This window comes from Cloacibacillus evryensis DSM 19522, from assembly GCF_000585335.1.
GTDB classification, from domain to species: Bacteria; Synergistota; Synergistia; order Synergistales; family Synergistaceae; genus Cloacibacillus; species Cloacibacillus evryensis.
In genome coordinates, this window is record NZ_KK073872.1 from 2,531,975 (window position 1) to 2,556,922 (window position 24,948).

Consider the following 24,948-nt stretch of genomic DNA (forward strand, 5'->3'; position numbering starts at 1 on the left):
TGTATATAAACAAAAAGCAGAGACCCCGAAGACGGAGCCCCTGCCATATACGCAAAGCAGACGCTGCACCTCGCCCTCGCGATCTACAACTCATACGGATACGGCAGATGTTCTGACTCCTGATCATCCTACGGCGCGCCTTCCCGCCTTCGGCAGTGGCATGGTGCGCTTTCGTCCCAGTTACAGCAGCGGGGCTGTTCCGGATTTCCACCGGATTCCCTGTCTGTACTCCGTTACATTATTTTGTTATTTTACACTATGACAGGCGGTTTTGTCAGCAACATATCTTCATAGTTTTTATCTCGCCGCGGCGGGGAGCGGCTGTTTCAGCCTCATGATACAATGATAACAAGATAGAAAATCCCGGCGGAACGGCCGCCGGTTGTTGAGAACAGACTTCGAACGACGACAGGAACGCCCGCCGGACTGGCGGCTCTTCGCGGTGTGGAGGGATGAGGCTGATGGAGAACGATTTGAGAAAAATTCCCGGCATCGGCAAGAACATGGAGCAACACCTGCTGGATATCGGGATAAACTGCGTCAAAGATCTGGTGGGAAAAGATCCCGAAGTCCTCTTTGAGCGAGACTGCATCCTCAAAGGGCTCGCGGACGACCGCTGCGTATTATATGTCTTCCGGCTGGCGGTCTACTACGCGGAGAATGAGGCGCGCGAGCAGGAAAAGCTTAAGTGGTGGTATTGGAAGGATAAGGAGTATCACCCCCAAAAGGGCTGAGCGGCTTTTAACATTCCGCGTGCGCCGCGCACGGCCAGCGCGCGGTTGGCTTACAGCTCTTTCTTAAAATATATCATGTCTTTAAGCAGTACGCCGTCGTCGATGATCGGCAGGCGCTGAAGCCACGGTCCGGGGAACCACTGATTATACGCACCAGATAGTGCATATAATCAGCGGTTCCCTAACTTTCTTCCCCGCGAAGCCGCATCACCGTTATCTCTGCGGGTACGCCGATACGGAGCAGGAAGCCGTTCCAGATCCCCGTGCCGGGCGATACGTAGAGTTTCATCTTTCCCACATCATACCAGCCGCTGACGAAGCCGCCGTTGAATCTTTTGACGACGGCGGCGAGCCCGGGGACCATGCCGCCGTGCGTGTGCCCCGAGAGCTGAAGGTCGGCTCCCGCCGCGGCGTTCCTTCGCGCCGCGCCCGGCTGGTGGTCGAGGATTATTTTGGGAACGTTTTCAGGAATGCCGGAAAGCGCCTTCTCCGCGTCCGGCGCCTCGGCGTCCGCGAAGCGCAGCGCCGCCAGATCGGCGACGCCGGCGACCGCGATATTTTTACCGCCGCGCCCGATCATCGCATGTTCGTTGAGGAGTATCTTTATGCCGAGAGTCTCCTCGATATACGCCTTCCACTCCCCCGCGTTGAAGTAGTACTCATGGTTCCCCAGCACACCGTAGATGCCGCGGGGCGCGGAAAGCCCGGAGAGCGGCGCGATATCGGCGCTCCTGTCGCGCACCACGCCGTCGATAAAATCGCCGGCTATGAGGACCGCGTCGGGCGAAAGCGCGTTGACGCGTTTCACGAGCTCCGCCGCGTAATCGGCGCGGCGTGAGGCGCTTATGTGTATGTCGCTGAGCAGCGCTATTTTAAAGCCGCGAAGCTCCGGCGGCAGCCCCGGCAGCGAGACCTCCGTCTCGTTGACGCGCGGCAGCCGCTGAGCCTCATATGTCCCGTAGACCGAAACGGAAACGGCTATCACGGCCAATATAAGAGCCGCCCCCGCAGAGGCCGGCAGACGCGGCGCAGCAGGCAGGAATATCCTTGCCAGAGCGAGGACTATCATCAGAATATCTTTCAGCAGCGTGAATACAAAGAGCAGAAAGAGCGCCCCAAAGGCGGCCCCGTAAAGTTCGATGAGCCACCGGGGAAGCTCGGGAGAGAAGAAGCTGCCTCCGACGCTGACGAAGAACTGCTGCTTGAGCGAGGCGGCGCAGAGGACGGCGAATAGGGCCGCCTTAGCCGTAAGTCCGAGCGGAAGCGGCAGAATGAGCCTGAGCCATACATATATAAAGAGCGAAAGCGGTATCCACCTAAACATGAGGGCTAGTATATCGGTTAGAGTTTACTCTAGTCAACAGGCCGCCCGCAGGCTTCACGGCAAACGCCTCAAATTTTTCGACAGAGGCTTTGGACGCCCGGCGGCGGCAGGCGGGACGAACGATGACGAATGTCCGCCGGTTCGCCGCGCTTGTAAGCGCGGCGCTGTTTGCTTAAAATAGAGAAAGGGCGCGGCGGTTTTCTTCGTTCCCTTAAGATGGTTTTATGGAGGAGATATGATGAATTATAAACAGTTGAAGAGGTCTTTGCTCGCCCTGCTGCTTTTGTTTGCCGCGGCGCTGCCTTCGCCGGCGGCGGAAAAGAGTTTTCATATCCTCATGATCAACGACCCTCACAGCTATATCCTGCCCTACTATGAGGCGGATAAGGCCGGGCTTCCGGCTGGGGCGGTCAAGGTCGGTCCGGTCGGAGGGCTGTCACGCGCGCTGCAATTGACGGCCAACGAGAGGAAAAATATCGAGACGGCATCACAAAGCCCGATCTTCCTTTTCGAGGGCGGCGATATCATGCTCGGGAAGAAGGGCAGCCTCCAGAACGGGCACGCCGAATACGGCTCTTTAGCGGCGCTCGGCTTTGACGCGGGGGTGCTCGGCAATCACGACTTCGACGGCGGCGTTTCGGTACTTGCAAGGCTGGGGCCAACGCTCAAGTTCCCCGTGCTAGCCTCCAATATCACCTTCAAGGACGCCGTAATTGACAGCTTTTATCCCAAGACGAAAATAATCAAGAAGGGTGATGTGAGCGTGGGCGTATTTGGCCTCGTAACGCCCGGCCTGAAAGCGCTAATCTCCGATCCCGACGGCTTTGATATAGAAAGGGATATCGTCAAAAAGGCCGGTGAATGCGTGCGGGACCTCCGCGCGCAGGGCGTGGACGCCGTCGTCGCGCTGAACCACATCGGCCTCGACCTTGACAAAAAACTCGCGGCCGCGGTACCGGGAATAGACGTGATAGTCGGGGGACATTCGCACGACGCCGTCAAGGAGCCGCTGTTCATAAAAAACCCGCAGGGTTCGCGGACGCTCATCGGCCAGGCCGGCCTCAACGGGAGTTACGCCGGCAGATTTGACGTCACCGTGGACGACGGCGCTCTCGTCGCCGAAAAGTCGTCATGGAAGCTGATGACGGTACAGCCCGGCACCACGGCGGAAAAAGAGAGTGAGGCTCTCGGGCTCGCCGCCAGGGAAATACTCGCGGCCACGCTTGACATCGCAGACCCCGCGGTCTTCTTCGCCAGGAGCATAGACGCCCGTAAGGAGGCGATGCGCACGCGTGAAAACGAGCTTGGAAATCTTGCCGCCGAGGCGCTCCGCTGGAACGGCGGGGCACGTATCGGCGTAATAAACGGCGGCGCGCTGCGCATAGGCCGCATCGTTCCGCCGGGGCCGTTTACGGCGGTCGATATGCTCGACCTCATGCCATTCGACGATGTTCCGGTACGGCTGCTTGTGAGCGGCGCGGAGATCAGAATGCAGCTGGAAGCGGCGGCCTCCGCGCTTAAAGGGCGAAACGACGATTATGACCCGACGCGCCGTATGTCAACGGGAGAATTTTTACAGGTGGCGGGGCTGCGTTTCGATATCGACCTCGGCGAGCCCGCAGCCGTCGTGGATAACCGCCGCCTCGTCTCTCCCGGCAGCCGCGTAAAAAACATCGCGGTAGATTCCTCGCGGGGCTGGGTACCTCTCGAAGATGATAAAATTTACTCCGTCGCGGCGCTGGACTACACCGTGAAGCACTGGAACGCTCTTTCATCCGTGCCGGCCGGCAGGACGGCGATCGCCTGTTTCGACCGCTACCTGGCGAAGGTGCTGCGCCGTCGGGCCGATCCCAAGACAGACGGCAGGATAAATATTATCAACTAAATTTTTGAGTAGACCGTCTTCGCGCTGACCCCCGGGAACATGCCAAGTTTTCCGGAGAGGGCGCTTATCTTCTCGTTCGGCGCGTCGATTATCACGCTGATGATAGATATGTTGCGCTCCCGGTATGGCATTCCCATGCGCCCGATGATACAGTCGCTGTATTCGTGCAGCAGCCGGTTGATATTTTCCGCCGCCGCGGGGTCCTCCACGATTATCCCGATCTGTGCTATCCTCGTCTCCATTTCGATCAGCCTTTCCGTATGTGCATCCTCTCCCTCGCCGAGGGGGAGGATGCTCGTATAGTCGCGCCTGCCCACTTTAAAGCGGTGTATATGCACCGGTATCTCGAAAGCGCGCCGCAGGTTTTCTTCCGTCAGCACATTTGCCGTGCCTCCGAATATGGCGCTCTTGTCCGGCATCAGCAGCAGCGCGCGCTGTGATATATCCATCGCGTGTTCCGGGTAGTGCGTGTTTATCACCGCCGCGATGCCGCGCTCCTTGCAGAGCGTCGATATCGTCGAAAGGACCCTTTTCTGGTTTTTAAAATCCAGATTGGATTCCGGCTCGTCAAGCACCAAAAGCGATGGCTCGGCGGCGAGGGCGCGCGCGATCAGCACAAGCTGGTATTCGCCGCCGCTTATCTTGCTGCACAGCTTATCCCGCAGATGCGCGATGCCGGCGAGCGCAAGCGCCTCGCCGGCGACGCGTTCGTCGTGCTCTTTGGGCATCGCGAGTTCGCTCATGTGCGCGCCGCGGCCAAGCAGCACCATTTCGCGCACGGTGTAGACGAAGGAGGAGAGTTTCGCCTGCGGCACATAACCGACACGCCGCCAAAATTCCTTCGCGCGCAGACGCCGGATGTCCGTACCGTCAAGGTAGGAGGCGCCGCGGCTCCATCTGCGCAGTCCGAGCATACATTTCATCAGCGTCGTCTTGCCCGCGCCGTTGGCCCCAAGGATACAGAGAACGTCAGGCTCGCCTATGCTGAAGTTTATGTCGCAGAGGTTGTCGCAGCCCTCTTCATAGTTAAAATAACCGCCGCGCACCTCAAGGATCATGCCCTTATCCCTCCCGTCTTTCTCAGCAGAAAGATGAAGAACGGCGCGCCGATGACGGCCGTCAGTATCGAGGCCGGTATCTCGGAGGCTGCGAGGCTGCGCGCCGCCGTGTCTATCGCAAGCATGAACAGCGCCCCGAGCGCCATGCTCGCGGGGACGACGGAACGGTTGTCGTTGCCGAAGATCATGCGCGCCGCGTGCGGGATCAGCAGCCCAACCCAACCGATGAGGCCGCACATCGAGACGACCGAAGCCGTGATCATCGCGGCTCCCGTGATCACAAGCAGCCTGATCCGTTTCACATTTATTCCCAGAGAGACCGCCTCATCCTCGCTGAGCGTCATCGCGTTGAGCTTCCAGCGGAAGAGCCAGATCACCGCCATCCCGGCGGCGATCAGCGGCGCGCCCATCGCGAGGCTCGCGCGCGTCGTGCCGGAGAGGCTGCCCATCAGCCAGAAGGTTATCGACGGCAGCACGTCCTGCGGGTCGGCAATATACTTCACAAGCGAAACCAGCGCCGAAAAGAGCGCGCTGACGACCATTCCCGCCAGTATCATCATGATCACCGACGAAGAGCCGCGCACCCGGCTCACGAAGACGACGAGCGCGACGGCGGCAAGCCCGGCGGCGAGGGCGGAGAGCTGCACAAGGAATGACGGCAGCCCCATAAGTATGCCGAGCACCGCGCCGAAGGAGGCCCCGGTCGCGACGCCGAGCGTATCCGGCGTCGCCAGCGGATTTGAAAAGAGCGCCTGAAAGGCGCCCCCGGCGACGCCGAGCCCGGCGCCGGCGAGCATCGCGAGCAATATGCGCGGCAGGCGGATGTTGAGTATCACGTCGCGCACCATCTGCGGCGGCTCCGCGCCGCCAAGCCACGGAAGGAGCACGGAAAGCGTCTCGGCGAGCGAGAGCGGGAACCTCCCCGCCGTGACCGCAGCCAACGGCGCGGCGACCAGGAGCGCCGCCGTTGCCGTTACAAAGAACGTCCTCTTCTTCATCGGCTATTTAATGAATCCGGCCGCCGAACCACGCCCCTGGTTGTACATCTGTTCTATCTGCCTGTCGCTGAGCGTGATGCCGTATAGCTTTTTGTAATAATTCCTTACCTCTTTGCGCATATCGACCTCTTTGAAGAGCTCAGGATAGACCTTCTGCGCCATCCACATCAGCGTCACCGGCGTGTCGACGCCGGGGGTGTAGCTCCGGTACGTACCGAGCGGCATTTTGTAGACGGCGCGCTCCTTCACCGCCTTTACCGCGCTCCAGTCATGGCCGCCGATCTTATTGCCATAGAGGTCCTCCGGCAGCGCGGGCGTAAAGTTGGTGATAAATATGACATCGGGGTTCCATTTATAGACCTGCTCCATCGTGATGACGGCGTTGGAGTTGTCCGCCGGCACCTCTTCGGCGGCGTTCCTCGCTCCCACCGCGTCGCACCAGTACTGGCCGAAGAAGCTGCGCCCCGAGGTCACCATGCGCTTGTCGTCGTACTGGAAGAGGAAGAGCGCCTTTTTTCTGTCGGCTGGCTTGATCTTTCCAACTTTTTTCTGGATGTCGGCGTAGACTTTTTTACTGTAGCGCGAGACCTCTTTGCTTTTCGCGCTCTCCGGGAAGATCTGGCTCAGAGTCTTGATCCATTCGTCGTAAGTGCGCAGCACGTCGTAGTTCCACTTCGTCGGCGAAATGGCAACGGCGGGAAGGCCGGCGTTCTTGATCATCTTCCCCATCTCTTTGTTGCCGGCGAGATAAAATACGACGTCGGGGCGCAGCTTCATAAGCTCCTCTATGTTGAGGTCGAGTCCAGCGGTATATCCGGTCTGCGCCTTCAATATCTCGGGGAAGAGCTCGCCGAGCAGACCGGCCTTCGCCGCGCCCATCGACGCGGGAGGGATGCCCACCAGCTTCTCCGCCGAGCCTAGGAATACCGTTATCACCGAGGGAAAGGGCAGTATCCCGGCGACGGCGATCCGCTCTATCTTATCCGGCACCGTGACCTTATCGCCGGCCTCGTCGGTTATCACGCGCGAGGCCTCGGCCCCGGAGGCGCAGTTCATAAATATCAGCGCGCCTGTCAGCAGCGCGGCAAAAATTTTCATAGCACAAGCTCCCTTTCTATCCATTTATTAAACTCCCCGCCCATAAAGAGCGGGATATCATCCCTGAATATGCGCCCGGAATAGCCCTCGTGCGGCAGCGCGACAAAACGGCAGTAATGCTTGGGCAGCGCCGGCCTGTAGAGCGGATCGGCGATCACGAGGCGCGCCTCGCGCAGCGCGCGGAATACCTCGTCCTCGTCGGGGAAGTCAAGCGGCGCGAGCACGCGCACATTGCGCATCGCGTAGTCGCGCTCCAAAGCGCGCGCGATAGCGGCGCTCTGCACCGGCTCGCCGATCACAAAGACCTTGCCGCCCGGCTCCGTTATCGGCGCGGTCAGCGAGAGATCGCCGCCGTCTCGCGCCGCCTCGTCTATGAGCGCAAACAGCTCGCGCGTCACCGAATCGCCGACGGGAAGCCCCGTCACCGCCGGGGTGCCGTATATCTCGCGCAGCGCGGCGGCAAGCGGCGCGCCGCATGAGGAGACGACGACGTTTACATGGGCGAGGCCGGCCCGCATCAGCTCCTCCCACGGGCTGTTCATCGCCCAGCAACTGTTGACGCGAAAGCCGGCGTCCTCAAATACGCGCCTCATAGCCTCCACATTGCCGCGCCCTCCCTCTCCGATGGAAAAATCCAGCGGCGTCACGCCGAGCAGGTTGACAGAGGGACGCTCGCCCGCCTTGAGCGGCGCCGCGGCAAGCGACGGGGCGCAGAAACGGCGCGCGACGGCGGCGAGGGCCATTCCCGCGCCGCGGCTGTAGGAGTTCATGCCGTTCGTCGCAAAGCCGAAGGTCGGGATGCCGGTACGCTCTTCAATCAAGCGGGCTATTCCCTTAAAATCCGTTCCCATCATCATCGGGATCGGCGTTCCGGCAAGCGCGATAAAACGCGGCCTAAGCTCGCCGGCGGCGCGGCAGACGTCGCCGATGACCTTTTCGTCGTCGCCCATCAGCGCGTCCACCTCGGCGAGCGCGGAGATAAAAACCATCGAGGGCGTGTCATACCAGCGCGGCTCGTCGTGCGTATTGTAGGTCGAATTACAGCCGGAGGCGTCGTGCATCACCGTCATGCCGCCCATCTCATAGAGCGCCGAGCAGACGCCGGAGACGTCGGCGGCGTATGTGGAAAGGATCGCGCAGGTCTGTCTCAACAGCAGCACCCCCAGCCCTTGACCTGAATTATCTTCTTGGTATCTTTTTCGTTGATCACAGCGTCGCAGACGGCCTCCGCAAGATGGACGATCCCGTCAAATCCCCAGAAACCTCCGCCCTCGAGCATATTGACGAAATGGGGCGTATTACAAAAATAGGCCGCCTTCTGGCCGATGGCGACGATCTTCTCCGATCCGCCGCCGGACGACGCCCTCGGCAGCACCCCCATCTTCGGGTGCACCGTCGCGCAGAGCTCAAGCTCGGGATACTTCGCTTGCAGGCGCTCGAAGGCGGGGCGCTCCTCTGGAATAAAAACGTCGGCGTAGACGGTGCGCACATTGACTCCGTGATCGAGCAGCAGCTCCGCAAGCCCCAGCGGACGCGGCGTCGCCGTGTAGTCTATCGCAACGGGAGTCTCTCCGAGAAGCCTCGCGGCGGTCGATATCGCCCGCTCAGCCTCCGCTTCAAGCAGCCCCGCGTCGATCATCGGGATATCAAGGCGATCGGCGAGCGCCTCAAGGTTCGCCCTGATCTCCGCGTAATCATAGCTCAGCGGCAGATAGAGATAATCGATATCAGCCCGTTCTTTCAGATCGCGCGCCGCGGGAAGCGCGGGCGGCATATAGGCGATGTCGAGCCGGCTGTGCGCCATCTTCAGATACTCGCGGAAGGAGCGGCAGCGCGTGATATCGCGTATCTCAAAGCCGGCGCCGCGCAGCATACGCACAAAATCCGAAGAATCCTCCGTCGGATAATTATTGCCGATGATGTTGACACACTTTTCATCGCGTATATCCTGCCGTGAAAGAAAGCTGTAAAGCCTCATACGCATCATCGGGTCGGGCGGCGTCTTCGTCTTGCGCATGATCGGGTACATATAGCAGTCGGTGAAATAGATCCCTGGGAAGCGCCCGCACAGTTTGGCGTAGACATAATCTAGGTCGCAGCCCATAAAATTATGTATGCAGCTCGTGAAGACGAGCACCGCCTTCGGCTCCTTCGGAAGTTTGCGCAGCACGTCTGCCACCCCGTCGATGATAAGGGATTCCATATCGCCGTCGAGAACGTTGTTCTCGCAGACGGCGATCGTTGAAAAACGCTCCTGCGCTCCCATCTCCGCCGCCGTCAGCACGACGCCGCGCAGGCATCCCTGCGCGCAGACGAATATCTGATGGCTCTCGGGCAGCAGCATCCCCGTATGGACGATGTTCCAAAGGCCGCGCGCCGGCGAGCCGTACTCGACGCCGTACTCATAGGGCGTGAGCGAATCGGCGTCTTTTATCTTTACGGAGGCCCCGCTCCAGTCGGGATCATGAAGGTCTATCATCTTCACGCACCGCAGGCGGCGAGCACGCGCCGCGCAAGTTCGCGGTACTCCTCCGCCATCGGGCTGTCGGGAAAGGCTTCCAGCACCGTCTGGCGGCGCTCCTCCGCCTGCTGGACGACCGGACTGAAATTCAGCGCGCCGATCACCTTCGACGCCACATCGGAGGCCAGCTCCGCCGCCTTCTCCTCCTCGCGCGGCACATTGCGGCGGTTCAAAATCACGCCGCCGAGCGTCGCGTAGCCGCGCGAACGAAAATTGGCGACCGCTTCGGCGATGTTGGCCGCCGCGTGGATCGCCATATTCTCGCCGGAGGTGACGACGAAAACCTTTTCGGCGTAGCCTTCGCGTATCGGCATCGCAAAACCGCCGCATACCACGTCGCCAAGCACGTCGTAGATCACCGCGTCGGGGCGGTATATCTCAAAAGCCCGCTTCTCCTTCAGCTTCTCCATCGCGGCGATGATGCCGCGCCCGGCACAGCCGAGCCCGGGCGCGGGACCGCCCGCCTCCGCACAGAGCACGCCCGCGAACCCCGGCGTCACCATCTCTTCAAGCGTAAGCGCCTCGCCCCTGCTCCTGATCAGTTCGAGCACGGTCGGCACATCCCTGCCGCCGCGCAGGTTCACCGTCGAATCGGCCTTCGGGTCGCAGCCGATCTGCATCACACGCATCCCCGACTGCGCGAAAGCCGCCGCGATATTTGAAGCCGTCGTCGACTTGCCGATACCGCCCTTGCCGTAAATTGCGATCTTTATCATCTTCCACACCCCTGCAAAAAAATAAAAAACCCTCCGCCCGCCGGACAGAAGGAGACAACGGAAACCGCCTGGGAATCCATCTCTTTTTATGTTACGCCTTCCGACTCCGAACGAATCATCGTCAACTCAGAACGATTTTATTTAACTTTATACTGCAGGTGAATCTTAGCACAAGACCGGAATAGGAGCAATAGTCTAATATATACTCCTGCATGGCAGAAGCATCGAGCTTTTCAATAAAAACATTGGACAGACCGCGGCTAACATTTACAGAAGGAAAACCGCAGTATTTTTCTAATACAATAAAATAAGTTTGCCCTGTTAATAAGCCGCATATACGGAGCATAACACATATACGCGGCTCCCATACGGGCTAAAGAAAAAATATCGACCGGCAAAATGACATATTGATCGCAGCCGAAGCATAAGGCGCCAAGTTACGATAATAAGATCTACGCCTCCTGTTCCCGCTTCTTAGAGATCATCTCCGTAAGCAGGGCCGCCGTGATCCCCATAAAAAGGCCAAGCAGGCCGGCCAGGCAGAGAATCTTTAACCCTCCGCGCGATACCGGTTTGCGCGGCAAGATAGGTTTTTCAACTATTTTGATTGGGTCTGTAGCCTCAACGGTGGTTATGCGCGACAGCTGATATTTTTTTGAAAGGTCAACATATGAATCCTGCAATGTCTTTTTTTCCCGCTGCAGGCGTTCCACCTCTTTCTCCATTTCAAGCAACTTTGCATACATAATGGCATGTTCTTTTTTCAGGCTGGCCATCTTTATCTTAAGATCTTTTGTTGAAGCGTTGAGCGCTGATATCTCTAACTCTGTATTTGCTAAAGTCGTCTTAAGATATAAATACTGATCATTGAGCATCTCTTCCTCTATATTAAGCTCACGCAAACTCTTGACTTCGGCCCCGTTGAGGTTCTTGGAGAGAAAATTCCAAAGAGCCTCTTTACTCATCCCCTTAGAAAGCGATTTTGTCTCTTTTTCAAGAGCGAGAAGTTTTTTCGCAGCCTTCGCTTTGGCCTCAAGAGGCGGCAGAGAGGTAATATCTTTGTTGTATTTTGAGAGGAACTCAGAATATAGTCCCTCTGTCGTCTGTATCTGAGCCTTCAACATTGGGACGGAGTTCCCCCTTTGATAGGCTAACAACTGATCCTCCGTTTTTTCCAAATCTTCCTTAACGGTCTTTACCGACTCGCCGATGAACTCAAATGAGGAGCCTGCCCGATCGACGAAGTGCTGGGCGTTGCGCTTGATGAAGAGGGAGCTCCAGATATTCAGCGTGCTCATCGCCTTTTTAGGGTCTTTGTCTTTGAAGGAGACCGTCATCGTCATCTGATTCGGTATTTCCTTGGAAGATTCCGATGACTTTGCAAGCTGTACCTTCATCCTTTTGCGCATATCGTCCGTCGAGGGACGCCCCTCGGCCCCTATGTCGGAATAGGCTAAGTTTATAACGTCGTCCAGCAAATCTTCCGCCGTCGCGAGGGTTATGTATGTATCAGGGGTAAGCATAACGCCGCCCCTGCTCTCATTGTCGAGCTCGGAGGGAATAGGAGGCAAAAAGAGCAAGGTGGCACGGCTCTCGTAGGCCCTTGGCGTAGCCATCAGATAGGCAATGGCTCCAATAAGGCAAATTGCAACAAGAGCCCCGATCAGCCTCTTATGTTTCCACAAAGAATCGATTATATCGACCAGGTCTATCTCCGAATCATCGCGCCAACCGTCAAAATCATTGCGTATGGCAGGATGCAGTTCCTTTTCCATAAAAATCCGCCCCTTTAAGAAAAACCCTTTTATTTCGTCAATGCGATCCTGATGGAGTTGCAATAAATACCAACCGCATTATTAGGTAATTTTTGTCGTTTGTCAATAACTTACTTTATTTATTTGAAGGTATTTTATTACAGACAATAACAGCTCGTATTTGTAAGGTATTTCTTACATAGGAGTGATAGACGTTTGACAATTGGAAGCAGGATAAAGGAAGTGCGTAAACTTAACAGAATGACCCAGGAAAAGCTCGCGGAACTGCTCGGCGTTTCGCGGGTAACGATCTCTTCGTGGGAGAATGACGAAAACGCTCCCACTGTGGACAATATCATTTACCTCTCCGAGACATTCCGCGTATCGACGGACTATTTATTGAAGGGCGTTATCGATCCCGGCAACGAAAAACCGGTAAAGGCATCAGCGCCGGGGCAAGATGACATCTTTCTTAATTTATTCCAAGCCTTCAGCCCGGTCGAGCGCGACGAAGTTATAAAGTTCATGCGTTATCAGGAATTTTTGTCAAAAGGAAAGTCATGATCATAAATCGTCTTTGAAAGAGGCAGGGGCGACCGCCTAGATGACGGTGCCCCTGCCTCTTTATCTTTCTGCCGCCTGTTTCCCCACGGCCCGGCCGGGGCGGTTTCCTATTCTATAATAAAATTATCTATCAGCCGCGTAGCGCCGATATAGACGGCGACGGCACACATTACGGGCCCTTCGATGACGCTCTGCGGCCGGACGGTTCCGGGATGCACGACCGCCGTGTAATCGATGCGCGCAAGCGGTTCGGCCTCGATATGCCCGCGAACGGCGGCGATCACCGCCTCTGGCGCGGTCTCACCAGCTTCTATAAGCAAACGCCCCGCCTCTAATCCCCGGGAAAGGCAGAGCGCCGCGCGCCGTTCGTCGCCGTTCAGGTAGCGATTGCGCGAGCTCATCGCCAGCCCGTCTTCCTCACGCACGATAGGACAGCCGACTATCTCCACCGTGATGTTCAGATCGCTTACCATACGGCGGACGACGGCCAGCTGCTGGGCATCCTTTTGACCAAAATAGGCCCGATCCGGAAGGACTATATTTAAGAGCTTCGCCACGACCGTGCAGACTCCGCTGAAATGCACGGGGCGGCTCGCGCCGCAGAGCCCCTCTTTCGGCCCGTCGCTCATATCTATATAGCAGCAAAAACCCCCGGGATACATCTCTTCCGGTTCCGGATTGAAGATCAGATGCGCGCCGTTGGCGGCGCACACAGCCTTATCACGTTCTATGTCGCGCGGGTAGCGCGCCAGATCTTCTGTCGGCCCGAATTGCGTGGGGTTTACAAAGACGCTCACCGCCACGCGGTCGTTTTCACGCGCCGCCGCGCGTATGAGGCTTGCGTGCCCTTCGTGCAGATAGCCCATCGTGGGAACGAGCCCTACTGTAAGCCCCTCCGCGCGCCACTCCTCGACCTGGCGGCGTACTTCGTCTATCTTCTTAAAAAGCTTCATCAATATTTACCCGCCTTTGACATCTCTTCCACCTGGGAGAGAACTTCGTCCGGCATCTTGAAAGAATGCTCCTCCGTCGGGAAAGAGCCGGCCTTTACTTCATCGATATAGCCGCGGAACCCCTGACGCATCACTTCGCCCGCGTCGGCGAACCTCCGGACGAACTTGGGACACATATCGCTGTAGAGCGCCAGCATGTCCTGATAGACCAATACCTGGCCGTCACAGCCGGCTCCAGCGCCGATGCCGATAGTGGGGATCGAGAGCCGCCGCGATATCCATTCGGCAAGCTTCGCGGGGATACACTCAAGCACAAGAGCAAAAGCCCCCGCCTCTTCTACCGCGAGGGCGTCAAGCAAAAGCCCGTGCGCGGCCTCCGCCTCCCGGGCCTGGACCTTATAGCCGCCCAGCGCGTTCACGGACTGCGGCGTCAGCCCCAGATGCGCCATCACCGGGATAGAGGCGCGCGTAATGGCGGAGATCTGCCCGCAAACCTCCCTGCCGCCCTCGAGCTTGACCGCCTGCGCTCCGCCCTCCTGCATCAGCCGTCCGGCGTTGCGCACCGCATCCTCTGCGGAAACCTGATAAGACATAAAAGGCATATCCGCGACGACCAGCGCGTTTTTCGCGCCGCGAGCCACCGCCTTAGTGTGGTGAAGCATATCCGCCATCGTTACGGGAATGGTACTGTCGTAGCCAAGCATTACCATACCGAGAGAATCACCAACCAGCAGACACTCTATTCCTGCCTCATCCATTATCTTAGCGGTAGAATAATCATAGGCGGTGAGCATTGTTATCTTGTCGCCTTTTTGCTTCTGCTCCTTCAGAGTCAGCACCGTTGTTTTCATGCGCGCAGCACCTCTTTCATTTTTGTGTAGTCCCTTTTAGGGTTCTTCTTATGCGCAAGCGCGAGAGTCTCGCGCGACAGAAGCCGGTAAAGCTCGGCGGTTCGCCCGTCAAGCGCCTCAAGGTGACGGCGCACCGTCTCGCAGTCGCCTCGTTCAATAGGGCCGGTAAGTGCGCGCACAGGCCCCAGCCGCCCGACGTTGGCGGCGTTTTCCGTGAAAAGGTACCTCCAGGCGTTCTCAGAAAAGTCCTCATCCAGTCCGCATTCGGCAAAGAGCCGCGTTGCGGCGCCGGTCAGCGCGGCGGCAAAATTGCTGCAGAAGACGGCGGCGGCGTGATATTTGGCCTTCTGCTCCGGCTCTATCCGCCGTACGCGGTTCCCAATCAGCGACAGCAGCCGGCCGATGGACGGATGTTCACCGGCTCCCTCGAGCGTAAAACATACCTCGTCCATCTTTTCAAAATTTTCCGTGACCGCGCAGAGCGGGTGCAGCGAATAACCGCAGGCCCCCGCAGCCTCGATCCCGGCGAATATTCGCGAACTGTGCAGCCCGCTGCAATGACAGACGGCCTTTCCCTCCAGCGGGAAAGCTCTCAACCCCTCCCATACCGCCGCGAGCGCGTCGTCGGGAACGGTGAGAAAGATAACGCCGCCGCGCCCGGCGACCTCAGCCAACGACAGCGCCGCCGTACCGGTCCACCGCGCGGCCGCCGCGGCGCTCTCTTCACGGCGGCTGCTATAACCGCAAACCGGGAGGCCGCGCCGCATAAAATAGCGGCCCAGCGCGCGGCCGACCTTACCCGCACCGACAAACCCCACAGAAAAATGTTCCGCCACGTTTAACACCTCAAAAAGCTTGACTTAATGACATGCGTGTCATAAAATGGGTTATATCATTAAATGACATGCGTGTCAATAAATTTATGCAGGAGGCCGATCATGGCAAGGACACCAAACGAAGAACGCCGGCGGCTTAAACTTGAAACGATCCTTGAGTGCGCGTGCGCCGTCTTTTGCCGTAAAGGATTCAACAGTGTAACGATGAAGGACATCGTCGACGAATGCGGGATCAGCAGAGGCGGCATCTATCTCTACTATCATTCGGTCGAGGAGGTCTTCGTCGCCGCCGCCAAATATCATACGAAACGCAAATACGACGGCATCTGCAAGCTGGTTGGCACGGGCATCCCCTTCGGCGAATTGCTTGATTCCTACTTTGCGACACAGAAAGAGCGCTTCCTGCACATGGAGAACAGCATCCTGCTGGCTACCTACGAATACTTCTTTACACATCGCGGGCCGGAGGACAGGGCCTTGCAGCAGTCGCTTGTCAGCAGCCTGCACGACACGATCGCCGAGATATTGAACCTCGGCGCGAGACAGGGAGTTCTGGCGGACAAAGGCCTGCCGGAGCTCACGGAGAATTTTCTATTTGTATTTGAGGGGATGAGCGTGCTCGCGCTGCTCGGAGGCATCAGCGAAGAGCGGATCGACAGACAGCTCGCGCTGATGAGGTCGCAGCTGCCTTTGAAATGAATCCCGATCTTGAATATTCAAAACGGTCATGATAATGCGAAATTACCGTCTTGGGCGGTTATCTCCTTGAGGCTCGACGCCCAAGGCAAATGCGCAAAAAGAGACTACCGGAAATACCGTATCTCCGGATAGCCTCTTAAAAACCGCCGCTCTGTTTATTGCCGCGCCGCGTCAGATTGACGGCAAAAACGAAACTTAGGACGCCAGCTCCGAGATCCGTTTGTTGATCGTAACAAACTTTGCCACGACGCAGAAAACACGCATGGCTTCTTCCAATACCGCAAGCGACGCCGCGGAGGGAGCGATACGGAGATAAGTGTCATCCGGGTCCTTGCCATATGGGTGTGTGGCTCCGGCGGTGGTGACAGTTACGCCGTTTTCTTTGCAGGTTTCAAATATTTTTTTCGCGCAGCCCGCGGGAGCACGGTACATCACAAAATAACCGCCGTCAGGACGTATGCAGTCCCCCGCCCCGACAGGGACAAGCTCTTTTTCAATGGCGTTGATGACGATGTCAAAACGCGGGCGCAATATGGCGGCGTGCTTGGCCATTATGCGCATGATATTTTCTTTATTTTTCAGGAAACGCGCGTGGCGAAGCATATTTACCTTGTCCCACCCGGTCCACATGGCGCTCATTCCCTTTATTACATGCTGGATGTTCTCTTTTGAAGCGGCAAAAAGGGCGACTCCGCCGCCGGGAAAGGTCATCTTTGAAGTTGAGCCGAACATATATACCCGGTTCGGATTACCGGCTTTTTTGCATTCATCGAGAATATTGATTATTTCGACCATCTTATATACGTAGTGTACGGCATAGGCGTTATCATAGAAGAGCCGGAAATCACCGGCCGCTGTCTTCATATTCGCCAGGCGTCTGATAGTCTCGTCAGAATATGAGATCCCTGACGGATTTGAATACTTGGGCACGCACCACATGCCTTTTATCGTTTCATCCTTAGCGGCCAGGTCTTCCACTATATCCATGTCCGGCCCATTCTCTCCAAGAGGGACGGGGATCATCTCTATATCAAAATATTCGCAGAAACCGAAATGCCTGTCATAGCCGGGAACAGGGCACAGGAATTTGATCTTGGGATAAGCGGACCACGGCTTAGAGCCGCCGAGGACCCCCTTGCGCATCGAATGGGCGAGTATCTCGCCGATTATGCCCATCGACGAATTTCCCGCGACCATTATTTCGTCCATTTCAACTCCGAGATACTCCGAGAAGAGTGTTTTCGCTTCGACTATCCCCGTCATGTCACCGCCGTAATTTCGGCAATCCACACCATCCGAAGAGATATTGACCGTTTGGGAAGTCAGCGTATCCAGCATTTCGTTTGAAACCTCCACCTGCTCGGCGGAAGGTATCCCTCTTGCGATCAGCAGGTTCAAATCTCTCTCTTTATATGCTTTTAAAATCTCCTCAAGTTTTGCCTGTTCCGCGCGCAATTCCGCTAAATCCATATCTTTGTAGGGCTTCATGTTATATGCTTCCTCCAAGTCATGACATTACGTTATAAAACTAGATATTCCAATGTATTTTTTACATACTAACATTGTTGTAGAGACAAGAAATTTCCTATGGCAAATAAAATGGAGTCGATATCTTCTTCTGTTGTGTAATAATGCATGGAAACACGGATACCACCTGTCCAAGATGCACACCTTAATGAAACTATAATATTTTTTTCTAGTAAATAATCCATAAGTTTTTTCTCTTCTGACGATCCTCCTCCTTTAAAGCCTAAGTTAAAGGAGACTGTGGACGACATATGGGGTCTGTCTTTTGAACTGACTGTGTCTATTCCAAGCTGCCTAAGCCCCTCAGTAAACTTCAAATTCAGAGAGATAATTTTTTCTTCTATTTCCTTCAGGCCATATTCTTGTAAAACTTCAATAGCTTTTATTAACCCCATGGCTCCTAAATAATTTCTGTAACCATTTATTTCAAATTTTTGAGCAGTATTAATCATTTCCATCTCATCAAATGGGCTTCTATCTGGATTCTCAAGGTAGGTGTCATAGTCTGGGTAGTGTTTAGGGAGCAATGCATTGAAATATGTATCATATGCTGGCTCTAATATATCAATCAATTGCTTTTTTATGTACATAAACCCCATTCCAAAAGGTGAACCAATCCATTTTTTCGCCCCGGTACAGTAAAAATCAATTCCCATTTTTTTAACATCAACATGCATGGCGCCTACTTCCTGGACACCATCTATTGCGACATAACAGCCATATTGATGGGCTAGGTCACTTATAGCTTTCAAATCTGCACGATAGCCATTGATTTCTTGAACAGAGGATAAAATAATTAGCCGAGTATTTCTATCGATATATTTTTTAAAAATCTCAGCTGTAATTTCATTCTCTTTGCTTTTTACATGACGAATCTCAAAACCAATTTTTCTCTGTTTCCTCGTAAGGCAGAAATATGACGCCTGATACTCCAAATCACAGACTAACACATTCTCTTCAGGCTTTATATCTACAACCTCTGATACAATACCTAATCCATGCGACGTGCTTTCAACTAAAGCAACTTCGGATACGTCACAATTAACAAGCTCTGCAACCTTATTTCTGGCCTCATCCAAAAGGCCCTGAAGAACGACGGATTGTGGGACGAGACCCGTTTGTATCTCGTTTAATAGCGCAACAAAAATTTCCGCACAAGAGAGAACCTTCTGGCTGTAAAGCCCAGTACAGGCATTGTCTAAATATACAATTCGCTTGTTTGACATTCTTAATCACCTTATTTTGAGGAAGAGAATATTCTACATTCCTAAAATCAACCGCGGAAGAAAGAGCGAAAACTGCGGTATATACGTGGTGACAAGTAGCGTCGGCAGCCACGCAAAAAGCAACAGAATTACAGTTGGTTTTGCCATTTCACTTATAGGCGCTTTTGCCATATTGCCACCAAAATAAAGTAAAGGGGCACAAGGGGGAGTAATACCAGCCATACCTATATTAACAGCTAAAATTGCAGCCAACTGTACAGGGCTCACTCCGATCTCTTTAACTATAGGAACGAGAATCGGAGTACATAGCAGGACCGCACTTGTATCATCCATCAAACAGCCTAATATCAACATAAATATGTTAATCATAATCAAAACCATATATTTGTTAGTAGACACCGCATAGAACATTTGGAGGATTTTCGATGGCAGATCTTCCATAACATATATCCGACTAAGCATCATTACACAAAATATAAGAATCATAATACTGCCAGTTGCAGAAGCACCATGGAGCAGGCACTCTTTTAATTTTGTCCATGTCAATCCATGGTATACAAATTTGCCTATGAGGATAGAATATGCCACAGATACTGCCGCAGCTTCTGTTGGAGTCATAACTCCAGTATATATGCCACCCAACACGATCACTGGGAGCGCTAATGCTGGCAGTGCTGCTAATTGTTTTTTCCGTTTCGCCTGACATAACAATTCTGATTCGAGATGTTCCACCATAAGCAAATTTGGATCATTCTTAAGTAAAATGAAATTTAGCACAACAAACAGGGCTGTCAGCATCAGGCCAGGGAATACTATCGCTAAAAAAGAGGCCAATACTGACTGTCCACCAACCCATGCATATACAATCATTAGCGCACTTGGGGGTATAAGCATTCCTAAAACTGCGGCATGTGTAAGCAACGTCGCCCTATAACCTCTTGGGTAACCGGCCTTTTCTAATCTAGGAAGCATTATAGTCCCTATACATGAAAGGGTTGCAGAAGCACTTCCAGTAATAGAGCCAAATAAAGCACAGGATACCACCGCGATAGCACCAAGTCCGCCTTTTTTTCTGCCCAGCCAAGTGTCTTCCACCAAATCAATAAGCCTGTCCCCGATATTAGCTTTAGCTATGATGCCACCAGCCATAATAAACATCGGTATGGCAAACAGAACCACACTGCTCATCTTATTTACCCCTGTAGGTAACATAAAAGAAGGGTCATAACTGCCACTAACTAGGAAATATATCGCAGTTGTTAAAAAGGCGAAACAAACAGGCACTCCACTAAAAATACATACAAATAGTATTCCTATAGATATAAAAATCATCTTATTGCACCTCTCCCCTACGCAACTCTTTGGCAGTTATAACAAAATCACGAAAATGATATACCGACATTAATACCAGCCCAAGTACAATTGCAATATAATACGAGGTCACGGGTAAACGCAAAATTAAAGTTCTTTGTGAACGTTGAAATGCAAAATCAAAGAAAGCGAAACTAAAATACGTAAAAACGATTCCTACACAGGCAGACAACAATGATGTCATAGCGTTGATGATTTTTTGCACCTTAGGACAGTTTTTGCAAACAATATTTAGTATATCAGCAGTAATTTGGGTGCCATTATTACTGCAGTTAGCGCTGGCTATAAAATAAAGCCAGAATGCCACGCATACTTCGAGTTCGTCCATTCCTAAAACATCTCTATTAAAAATGTATCTCATAAACACCGTATACACTAAGAGAACCATCAGTATCAGAGAACTCCAGATCATGACAAATTCTTCAACTTTTTTCAGCCAACTGGCAAAATACCGCATATTAATACCTCCTTGAATATTTTTAGGCAACCAGAACCACTTATACAAAAGCGGTTCTGGCCAATTACATCATTCCGCCCATCTGTTGCTGCTTATTTCTCTAGTTTTTTGACCTCTTCACGCAATCTTCTTATCGCATCTTTCCCGGCTATGGAAGTAAGCTTCTCCCATGTTTTATTTCTCCCGTTTTCGAAAATTGGAGCTAGTTCTTTGGGAGTAAATGTGTGAATCGTTACCCCATATTCATCATGAAGTTTCTGGCTATATAACTTATCAAATTTTTCCGCACTCACGAAGCTGTTTTTCTCTTCGATGTTGATGGCGTTCTGGATGACTTTCTGCTGTTCCGCCGTGAGGCTATTCCATGCCTTATTGCTTGCAAAGAAACACGTTGCCTCTATAAAAAGATTAGTCGCGTAATAATGCTTGATGATGTCGCCAAACCCATAGTAATTATGAATAGGGCCGCCCCCCCACCATGCATCGCAGATACCAGTCTGCAACGCCGTATAGGTCTCCGCATACGGTACAGAAACCGTCCTAAAGCCTAAATCCTGAAGGGTGTAGACTGCGCTTGCAATACCTGAAGTCCTGATAAGCTCTGACTTTTTCACCTTTGGGTCCAAAAGCCCCTTCTCGTTCAGAGGTTTAACAGACGCGATGCCGGACATACATTCGGCACTAAAGCCAAGAAATTTCATTCCCAAATCATTGCACGCTTCATCTATGATTTTATAAAGAACTCCGTTCTTAGCATAGATTTTTTTGGCATCATCGTATGTTTTTGCCAGAAACATCATAGACGGGAGCATCAACCTTCCATCAAGCTGATGATTAGTAGAAATCAGGGCAAAATCAATTGTTCCTTTTAGAAGCTCTTCCTGAATCTGCTGAAAATCACCAAGTTGATTAGCTGGATAAACCTTTAGTTCGATTCCTCCTTTTGTCTCTTTCAGAACCATATCTCTGATACGCAACATTTGCTTCGTTGACTCTTGATCAACGGGGTTTTGACCAGCAAAACGAAACGTTTTAGCTGCGCTTGCGGTCCCAGTACTCATGACCATAAAGGACAACACCACCATGGCACATAAACCTTTCTTAAAAACATTCATCGTTTCTTCCTCCTGAAATTGTATTTTTGCTTCTGACTACTTTATGGTGCTAAAAACACATAATAATTTTCTATAAGATGTAAAAAGTATCATTTTTTATTAAAATTCTAGCAAGTTAGTCCAACTGTGATTCAAAAAACCTTCTAAAAATTTCTTGATGGTTTGGATAAGTTTTATCACTATATTCGAATCCCAGAGAATTACAAGTTACAGGGAGTTTATAACCATCAAGAAAATCTTTTGCTTGTGCAGGAGATATCTCAAAGTGGCATTGAAATCCCCACACAGGTTCATTTAAGAATTTATAAGCCATAATCTTGCAATTGTCTGAAGAAGCGATAATCTTTACCTTGTCCAAAGGCAGGTCAAACAATTCATACCCATGAGTGACAAAAGGAAACCAAATAGAACCTTTTTTACCTAATAATGGATCGTCATCTACGACAGTAACCTTTTCCCAACCATGATCTTCTTTTGGTTTCTGTCTCAGCTTTTCGTACCCCAATATCTCTCTAGCGATTATTTGATGCCCATAGCATATTCCAAGTGTAGGGATACCATAATCGTATGAGCTCCTGACAAAACTATATAGCCGCGACTGCCAATCACTCTCGTAAGACGTAACCATCGAGCCGCTATAAACTAGATGTGAATAACCCTCTAGACTATTTGGCAATTCTTCAAATTCAGGACTTACAAAATCGTGTGGATAACGTTCTAAAAATGGTTTGATATGTACCTTCGGATCATATAGCGGGCTTCCAGAACAATCGACGAATAGAATCTTTGACATGAATCCATCTCCCTTTTTCCTAAATTTTATTTCTTTTTAAAGAGCGACCTGGCAGGGTACCAGTGGGGCATCCGTCATATAAGGCTATTTGTCCATTAACTATGACGCATTTAATACCTTCAGGAGGTGCCATGGGCATAGCGTAAGTAGCTTTATCATAGACATCAGTGTATTTAAATATGGTAATATCAGCAAAATTACCTTCGGAAAGAACCCCTCTTTTGACTAACCCAAATCTATCGGCGTTAAATTTTGTAAGCTTATAAATTAATTTTTCTAGGCTATAACCATATTCGCGTGTTAGCCTTAGAACCTTTGCATAGCTGCCAAATGCACGCGGATGCGTATGGCTTCCACAATCCATACTATCGCTGCCTACAGTGTAATACGGTTTCTGCAAAAGAAACATAAAATCATCAAGAAGCTGACTATTAATATTAGCTCCCGCAATTCCGTCGGCTGACGTTATCGATACCCCTAGATCGCTTTCAATTAGTACCTCTGCTAGCATATCTCCTATTTTTTGACCGCGAATTTTAGCCACATAATCTAACGAATGCCCTTCGTATTCTGGATGATATTTCACATAGGCAAACCTGGCTGGTTTATAGTAAACAAGTGTTTCACAGTTATCTGTTATAGCTGATCTTACCTCTAAATCCTTAAGCCTTCTTATTATTTCTTCGCTAGTCCCCTCTTGCGCCCACGCTGGGAGGTAATAAATGCCATAGGTCTGGCCTCCAAAATATGGATAACTTTCAACACTTATATCAGCTCCGTTACTAATGGATTTTTCAAATACTTCTGCAATCACCTCCGGTTTACCACAAGTGACTGGATAGAGTGTCCTAGTGTGTAAAACATGTGTCCTTACTCCCAGCGATTCGGCGATAGAACAAACTTCCTCATTCCCTTCCATCATACTGCCATCGACACTACTCGGGCGCACATGCGCAAGAAAAACAGCGTTCTCTTCCGCAACTACCTTATTTAAATCTGTTAACTCATCGGAGGAGATAACACTAGAATGCGTAGGGAAATAGTCTAATCCTATAGAAAACCCCACTGCTCCCATTCTCAAATTTTCCCTAAGCAGACCTTTCATTTTTTCGGATAGCCCAGCGTAACCTACGCAATTAAAACCACCTGCACTTATGCGCAACGGGATGTGTCCAATCGCCGCAGCAACATTAACTGCTGCACCATCTGCTTGATAAAGATAATCCTCTATGTTGGCGGCAGTGTAATTGAAATTATCCCTATACCCTACCATGCCGGAATTTAGTCTGTTGACCTCAGATCTGTATTCTTGTTGTAAAGGAACGGTACCAAGCCCACACAGTCCTGTGATAACAGTGGTTACTCCCTGACACAAAGGAGCTACCATTTGTTTATCATAAAGAACAGTGTTATCGTAGTGCGTGTGAGGGTCAATAAAACCAGGAGATACGACATGTCCGGAGGCATCGATCTCATAAAACGCTTCATCATCAGCATTACCTATTTTGGCAATGATACCGTCTCTTATCATAATGTTGCTTAAATATGGAGAATTACCAGACCCATCATATATATAGGCATTTTTTATTAAGATATCAAACATCCCGCACACCTCCCTGCTCAATGCAAAATAATACCGTTCACACGGATGAACCTAGATAGCTTTGACCATACCGCCATCTACTAAGATAGATTGTCCTGTTATAAACGTATTAGCGGAAGAACAAAGGAACGCGGCGAGCTTTCCATATTCCTGAGGCGTACCGTATCTGCCAAGCGGGATACCCGCAAATGCTAGCTGCTGAATTTCCTCTACTGTCTTGCCTGCCTTCTCAGCGCGAACGCTATCTAGGTAGTCAATACGGGCGGTTCCAATGCGTCCGGGAGCAATTACATTAACCAGAATGTTATCTTTACCTAGTTCCTGCGAAAGCGTTTTCGCAAGCCCAACAACTCCCATTCTGAAAGTGTTTGAGAGAATAAGATTATCAAGGACAGACTTAATTGACGAAGACGTTGAATTAAGAATCCTGCCGCCATTATTAGCTCTCATATGCGGCAGTACCTCACGAATTGTACGTATATAAGAAAGCAGCGTAAGTTCATAAGCCTTTTGCCAAGCGCTATCGTCAAAAGCATCAAAGTTCCCTGCTGCCGGACCACCAGTATTATTCACAAGAGCAAAAACGGGGCCATATGCGTCGACAGTTGTTTTTACAAGATTTTTTATATCATCTGCGTTCGTTATACTACCGACGAATATTGAGGGGTTCTTACCTGTCTCCGAGAAGATATCTTGGCGCGCTTGTTTGAGTTCGTCTTCGAATGGACTGAACAGCATGACATTTGCACCTTCTCGCGCAAATTCGGTTGCAATTGCTTTACCAAGTCCAGCACTTGAAGCCATTACCAATGCACATTTGTCTTTAAGCCCTAGTTCCACGAAAAATCCTCCTTATTTGATATCC

The 24,948-nt window shown here is 52.2% G+C and carries 23 protein-coding genes and 1 riboswitch; of the genes, 4 read left to right on the forward strand and 19 right to left on the reverse strand.

The features are described from left to right. Positions 1-85 precede the first annotated feature (85 nt). Positions 86-250, reverse strand: a riboswitch (cobalamin riboswitch). A gap of 211 nt (positions 251-461) precedes the next feature. Then, positions 462-734, forward strand: a complete 273-nt coding sequence (locus CLOEV_RS11370; RefSeq protein WP_034443815.1) for a helix-hairpin-helix domain-containing protein — start codon at positions 462-464, stop codon at positions 732-734. A gap of 181 nt (positions 735-915) precedes the next feature. On the opposite strand, the gene CLOEV_RS11375 is transcribed toward CLOEV_RS11370, so the two are convergent. Beyond that, a complete protein-coding gene (locus tag CLOEV_RS11375) occupies positions 916-2,058 on the reverse strand; it encodes a metallophosphoesterase (protein ID WP_034443816.1) in 1,143 nt (380 codons plus the stop codon). 235 nt (positions 2,059-2,293) lie between these two features. Here CLOEV_RS11375 and CLOEV_RS11380 point away from each other — a divergent pair, with 235 nt between their 5' ends. Further along, positions 2,294-3,943, forward strand: a complete 1,650-nt coding sequence (locus CLOEV_RS11380) for a bifunctional metallophosphatase/5'-nucleotidase (RefSeq protein ID WP_084482366.1) — start codon at positions 2,294-2,296, stop codon at positions 3,941-3,943. Here the strand turns inward: CLOEV_RS11380 and CLOEV_RS11385 are convergent. The 7 genes from CLOEV_RS11385 to CLOEV_RS11415 all read right to left on the reverse strand — a co-directional run bounded on the left by CLOEV_RS11385 (position 3,940) and on the right by CLOEV_RS11415 (position 12,109). Next, positions 3,940-5,001 carry a TM1266 family iron-only hydrogenase system putative regulator gene (locus CLOEV_RS11385; RefSeq protein WP_084482368.1) on the reverse strand — a complete coding sequence of 354 codons (1,062 nt, stop codon included), beginning with the start codon at positions 4,999-5,001 and terminating at the stop codon, positions 3,940-3,942. The two genes, CLOEV_RS11380 and CLOEV_RS11385, sit on opposite strands and share 4 nt — an antisense overlap. After that, positions 4,998-5,999: a FecCD family ABC transporter permease gene (locus CLOEV_RS11390; protein WP_008713011.1), complete on the reverse strand. Its 1,002-nt coding sequence runs from the start codon at positions 5,997-5,999 to the stop codon at positions 4,998-5,000. The genes CLOEV_RS11385 and CLOEV_RS11390 overlap by 4 nt, the downstream gene beginning before the upstream one ends. A gap of 3 nt (positions 6,000-6,002) precedes the next feature. Continuing rightward, complete coding sequence (locus CLOEV_RS11395) at positions 6,003-7,097, reverse strand: ABC transporter substrate-binding protein (RefSeq protein ID WP_034443821.1); 1,095 nt, start codon at positions 7,095-7,097, stop codon at positions 6,003-6,005. Further along, on the reverse strand, positions 7,094-8,248 hold the full coding sequence (locus tag CLOEV_RS11400) for a nitrogenase component 1 (protein ID WP_034443822.1): 1,155 nt from the start codon (positions 8,246-8,248) through the stop codon (positions 7,094-7,096). The genes CLOEV_RS11395 and CLOEV_RS11400 overlap by 4 nt, the downstream gene beginning before the upstream one ends. Continuing rightward, complete coding sequence (locus CLOEV_RS11405) at positions 8,245-9,576, reverse strand: nitrogenase component 1 (RefSeq protein WP_034443825.1); 1,332 nt, start codon at positions 9,574-9,576, stop codon at positions 8,245-8,247. Before CLOEV_RS11405 ends, CLOEV_RS11400 begins: the two co-directional genes overlap by 4 nt. A 2-nt stretch (positions 9,577-9,578) precedes the next feature. Continuing rightward, complete coding sequence (locus CLOEV_RS11410; protein ID WP_034443828.1) at positions 9,579-10,334, reverse strand: nucleotide-binding protein; 756 nt, start codon at positions 10,332-10,334, stop codon at positions 9,579-9,581. A gap of 452 nt (positions 10,335-10,786) precedes the next feature. Continuing rightward, the gene (locus tag CLOEV_RS11415) at positions 10,787-12,109 is read right to left on the reverse strand and encodes a GumC family protein (RefSeq protein ID WP_034443830.1); all 1,323 of its coding nucleotides are present in this window, start codon (positions 12,107-12,109) and stop codon (positions 10,787-10,789) included. 195 nt (positions 12,110-12,304) lie between these two features. Here CLOEV_RS11415 and CLOEV_RS16125 point away from each other — a divergent pair, with 195 nt between their 5' ends. Then, on the forward strand, positions 12,305-12,652 hold the full coding sequence (locus tag CLOEV_RS16125) for a helix-turn-helix domain-containing protein (RefSeq protein ID WP_008713024.1): 348 nt from the start codon (positions 12,305-12,307) through the stop codon (positions 12,650-12,652). A 107-nt stretch (positions 12,653-12,759) separates the two neighbouring features. Here the strand turns inward: CLOEV_RS16125 and panC are convergent, their stop codons facing one another. From panC to CLOEV_RS11435, 3 genes are read right to left on the reverse strand one after another with little or no spacing between them, the layout of a single operon-like run. After that, positions 12,760-13,605: a pantoate--beta-alanine ligase gene (gene panC, locus CLOEV_RS11425; protein ID WP_034443833.1), complete on the reverse strand. Its 846-nt coding sequence runs from the start codon at positions 13,603-13,605 to the stop codon at positions 12,760-12,762. Then, on the reverse strand, positions 13,605-14,456 hold the full coding sequence (gene panB, locus CLOEV_RS11430) for a 3-methyl-2-oxobutanoate hydroxymethyltransferase (protein WP_034443836.1): 852 nt from the start codon (positions 14,454-14,456) through the stop codon (positions 13,605-13,607). Before panB ends, panC begins: the two co-directional genes overlap by 1 nt. After that, on the reverse strand, positions 14,453-15,292 hold the full coding sequence (locus CLOEV_RS11435) for a Rossmann-like and DUF2520 domain-containing protein (RefSeq protein ID WP_169732226.1): 840 nt from the start codon (positions 15,290-15,292) through the stop codon (positions 14,453-14,455). Before CLOEV_RS11435 ends, panB begins: the two co-directional genes overlap by 4 nt. A 102-nt stretch (positions 15,293-15,394) precedes the next feature. Here CLOEV_RS11435 and CLOEV_RS11440 point away from each other — a divergent pair, with 102 nt between their 5' ends. Continuing rightward, the gene (locus CLOEV_RS11440) at positions 15,395-15,991 is read left to right on the forward strand and encodes a TetR/AcrR family transcriptional regulator (RefSeq protein WP_034443839.1); all 597 of its coding nucleotides are present in this window, start codon (positions 15,395-15,397) and stop codon (positions 15,989-15,991) included. A gap of 195 nt (positions 15,992-16,186) precedes the next feature. Here CLOEV_RS11440 and CLOEV_RS11445 read toward each other — a convergent pair whose 3' ends face one another. From CLOEV_RS11445 to CLOEV_RS11480, 8 genes are all read right to left on the reverse strand, one after another. Then, entirely contained in the window at positions 16,187-17,479 is a 1,293-nt protein-coding gene (locus tag CLOEV_RS11445) for an aspartate aminotransferase type Ic (protein ID WP_034443841.1), read from the reverse strand. Between the two features lie 68 nt (positions 17,480-17,547). Continuing rightward, the gene (locus CLOEV_RS11450) at positions 17,548-18,744 is read right to left on the reverse strand and encodes an aminotransferase class V-fold PLP-dependent enzyme (protein ID WP_034443843.1); all 1,197 of its coding nucleotides are present in this window, start codon (positions 18,742-18,744) and stop codon (positions 17,548-17,550) included. A gap of 33 nt (positions 18,745-18,777) precedes the next feature. Next, entirely contained in the window at positions 18,778-20,076 is a 1,299-nt protein-coding gene (locus tag CLOEV_RS11455) for a TRAP transporter large permease (protein ID WP_034443845.1), read from the reverse strand. 1 nt (position 20,077) lies between these two features. Next, positions 20,078-20,572: a TRAP transporter small permease gene (locus CLOEV_RS11460; protein ID WP_034443846.1), complete on the reverse strand. Its 495-nt coding sequence runs from the start codon at positions 20,570-20,572 to the stop codon at positions 20,078-20,080. 92 nt (positions 20,573-20,664) lie between these two features. Further along, positions 20,665-21,687: a TRAP transporter substrate-binding protein DctP gene (gene dctP / locus CLOEV_RS11465; RefSeq protein ID WP_051485056.1), complete on the reverse strand. Its 1,023-nt coding sequence runs from the start codon at positions 21,685-21,687 to the stop codon at positions 20,665-20,667. Between the two features lie 115 nt (positions 21,688-21,802). Continuing rightward, positions 21,803-22,480, reverse strand: a complete 678-nt coding sequence (locus CLOEV_RS11470; protein ID WP_084482374.1) for a type 1 glutamine amidotransferase — start codon at positions 22,478-22,480, stop codon at positions 21,803-21,805. 19 nt (positions 22,481-22,499) lie between these two features. Continuing rightward, positions 22,500-24,083 carry an N-acyl-D-amino-acid deacylase family protein gene (locus CLOEV_RS11475; protein WP_034443850.1) on the reverse strand — a complete coding sequence of 528 codons (1,584 nt, stop codon included), beginning with the start codon at positions 24,081-24,083 and terminating at the stop codon, positions 22,500-22,502. Positions 24,084-24,134: 51 nt separating this feature from the next. Further along, on the reverse strand, positions 24,135-24,923 hold the full coding sequence (locus CLOEV_RS11480; RefSeq protein WP_034443852.1) for an SDR family oxidoreductase: 789 nt from the start codon (positions 24,921-24,923) through the stop codon (positions 24,135-24,137). Positions 24,924-24,948: the final 25 nt, after the last annotated feature.

Bases quoted from the DNA above. Each gene is read 5' to 3' on its own strand.
- CLOEV_RS11370 (WP_034443815.1), top strand. From the start codon at position 462: ATGGAGAACGATTTGAGAAAAATTCCCGGCATCGGCAAGAACATGGAG.
- CLOEV_RS11375 (WP_034443816.1), bottom strand. From the start codon at position 2,058: ATGTTTAGGTGGATACCGCTTTCGCTCTTTATATATGTATGGCTCAGG.
- CLOEV_RS11380 (WP_084482366.1), top strand. From the start codon at position 2,294: ATGATGAATTATAAACAGTTGAAGAGGTCTTTGCTCGCCCTGCTGCTT.
- CLOEV_RS11385 (WP_084482368.1), bottom strand. From the start codon at position 5,001: ATGATCCTTGAGGTGCGCGGCGGTTATTTTAACTATGAAGAGGGCTGC.
- CLOEV_RS11390 (WP_008713011.1), bottom strand. From the start codon at position 5,999: ATGAAGAAGAGGACGTTCTTTGTAACGGCAACGGCGGCGCTCCTGGTC.
- CLOEV_RS11395 (WP_034443821.1), bottom strand. From the start codon at position 7,097: ATGAAAATTTTTGCCGCGCTGCTGACAGGCGCGCTGATATTTATGAAC.
- CLOEV_RS11405 (WP_034443825.1), bottom strand. From the start codon at position 9,576: ATGATAGACCTTCATGATCCCGACTGGAGCGGGGCCTCCGTAAAGATA.
- CLOEV_RS11410 (WP_034443828.1), bottom strand. From the start codon at position 10,334: ATGATAAAGATCGCAATTTACGGCAAGGGCGGTATCGGCAAGTCGACG.
- CLOEV_RS11415 (WP_034443830.1), bottom strand. From the start codon at position 12,109: ATGGAAAAGGAACTGCATCCTGCCATACGCAATGATTTTGACGGTTGG.
- panC (WP_034443833.1), bottom strand. From the start codon at position 13,605: ATGAAGCTTTTTAAGAAGATAGACGAAGTACGCCGCCAGGTCGAGGAG.
- panB (WP_034443836.1), bottom strand. From the start codon at position 14,456: ATGAAAACAACGGTGCTGACTCTGAAGGAGCAGAAGCAAAAAGGCGAC.
- CLOEV_RS11440 (WP_034443839.1), top strand. From the start codon at position 15,395: ATGGCAAGGACACCAAACGAAGAACGCCGGCGGCTTAAACTTGAAACG.
- CLOEV_RS11445 (WP_034443841.1), bottom strand. From the start codon at position 17,479: ATGAAGCCCTACAAAGATATGGATTTAGCGGAATTGCGCGCGGAACAG.
- CLOEV_RS11450 (WP_034443843.1), bottom strand. From the start codon at position 18,744: ATGTCAAACAAGCGAATTGTATATTTAGACAATGCCTGTACTGGGCTT.
- CLOEV_RS11455 (WP_034443845.1), bottom strand. From the start codon at position 20,076: ATGATTTTTATATCTATAGGAATACTATTTGTATGTATTTTTAGTGGA.
- CLOEV_RS11460 (WP_034443846.1), bottom strand. From the start codon at position 20,572: ATGCGGTATTTTGCCAGTTGGCTGAAAAAAGTTGAAGAATTTGTCATG.
- dctP (WP_051485056.1), bottom strand. From the start codon at position 21,687: ATGAATGTTTTTAAGAAAGGTTTATGTGCCATGGTGGTGTTGTCCTTT.
- CLOEV_RS11470 (WP_084482374.1), bottom strand. From the start codon at position 22,480: ATGTCAAAGATTCTATTCGTCGATTGTTCTGGAAGCCCGCTATATGAT.
- CLOEV_RS11475 (WP_034443850.1), bottom strand. From the start codon at position 24,083: ATGTTTGATATCTTAATAAAAAATGCCTATATATATGATGGGTCTGGT.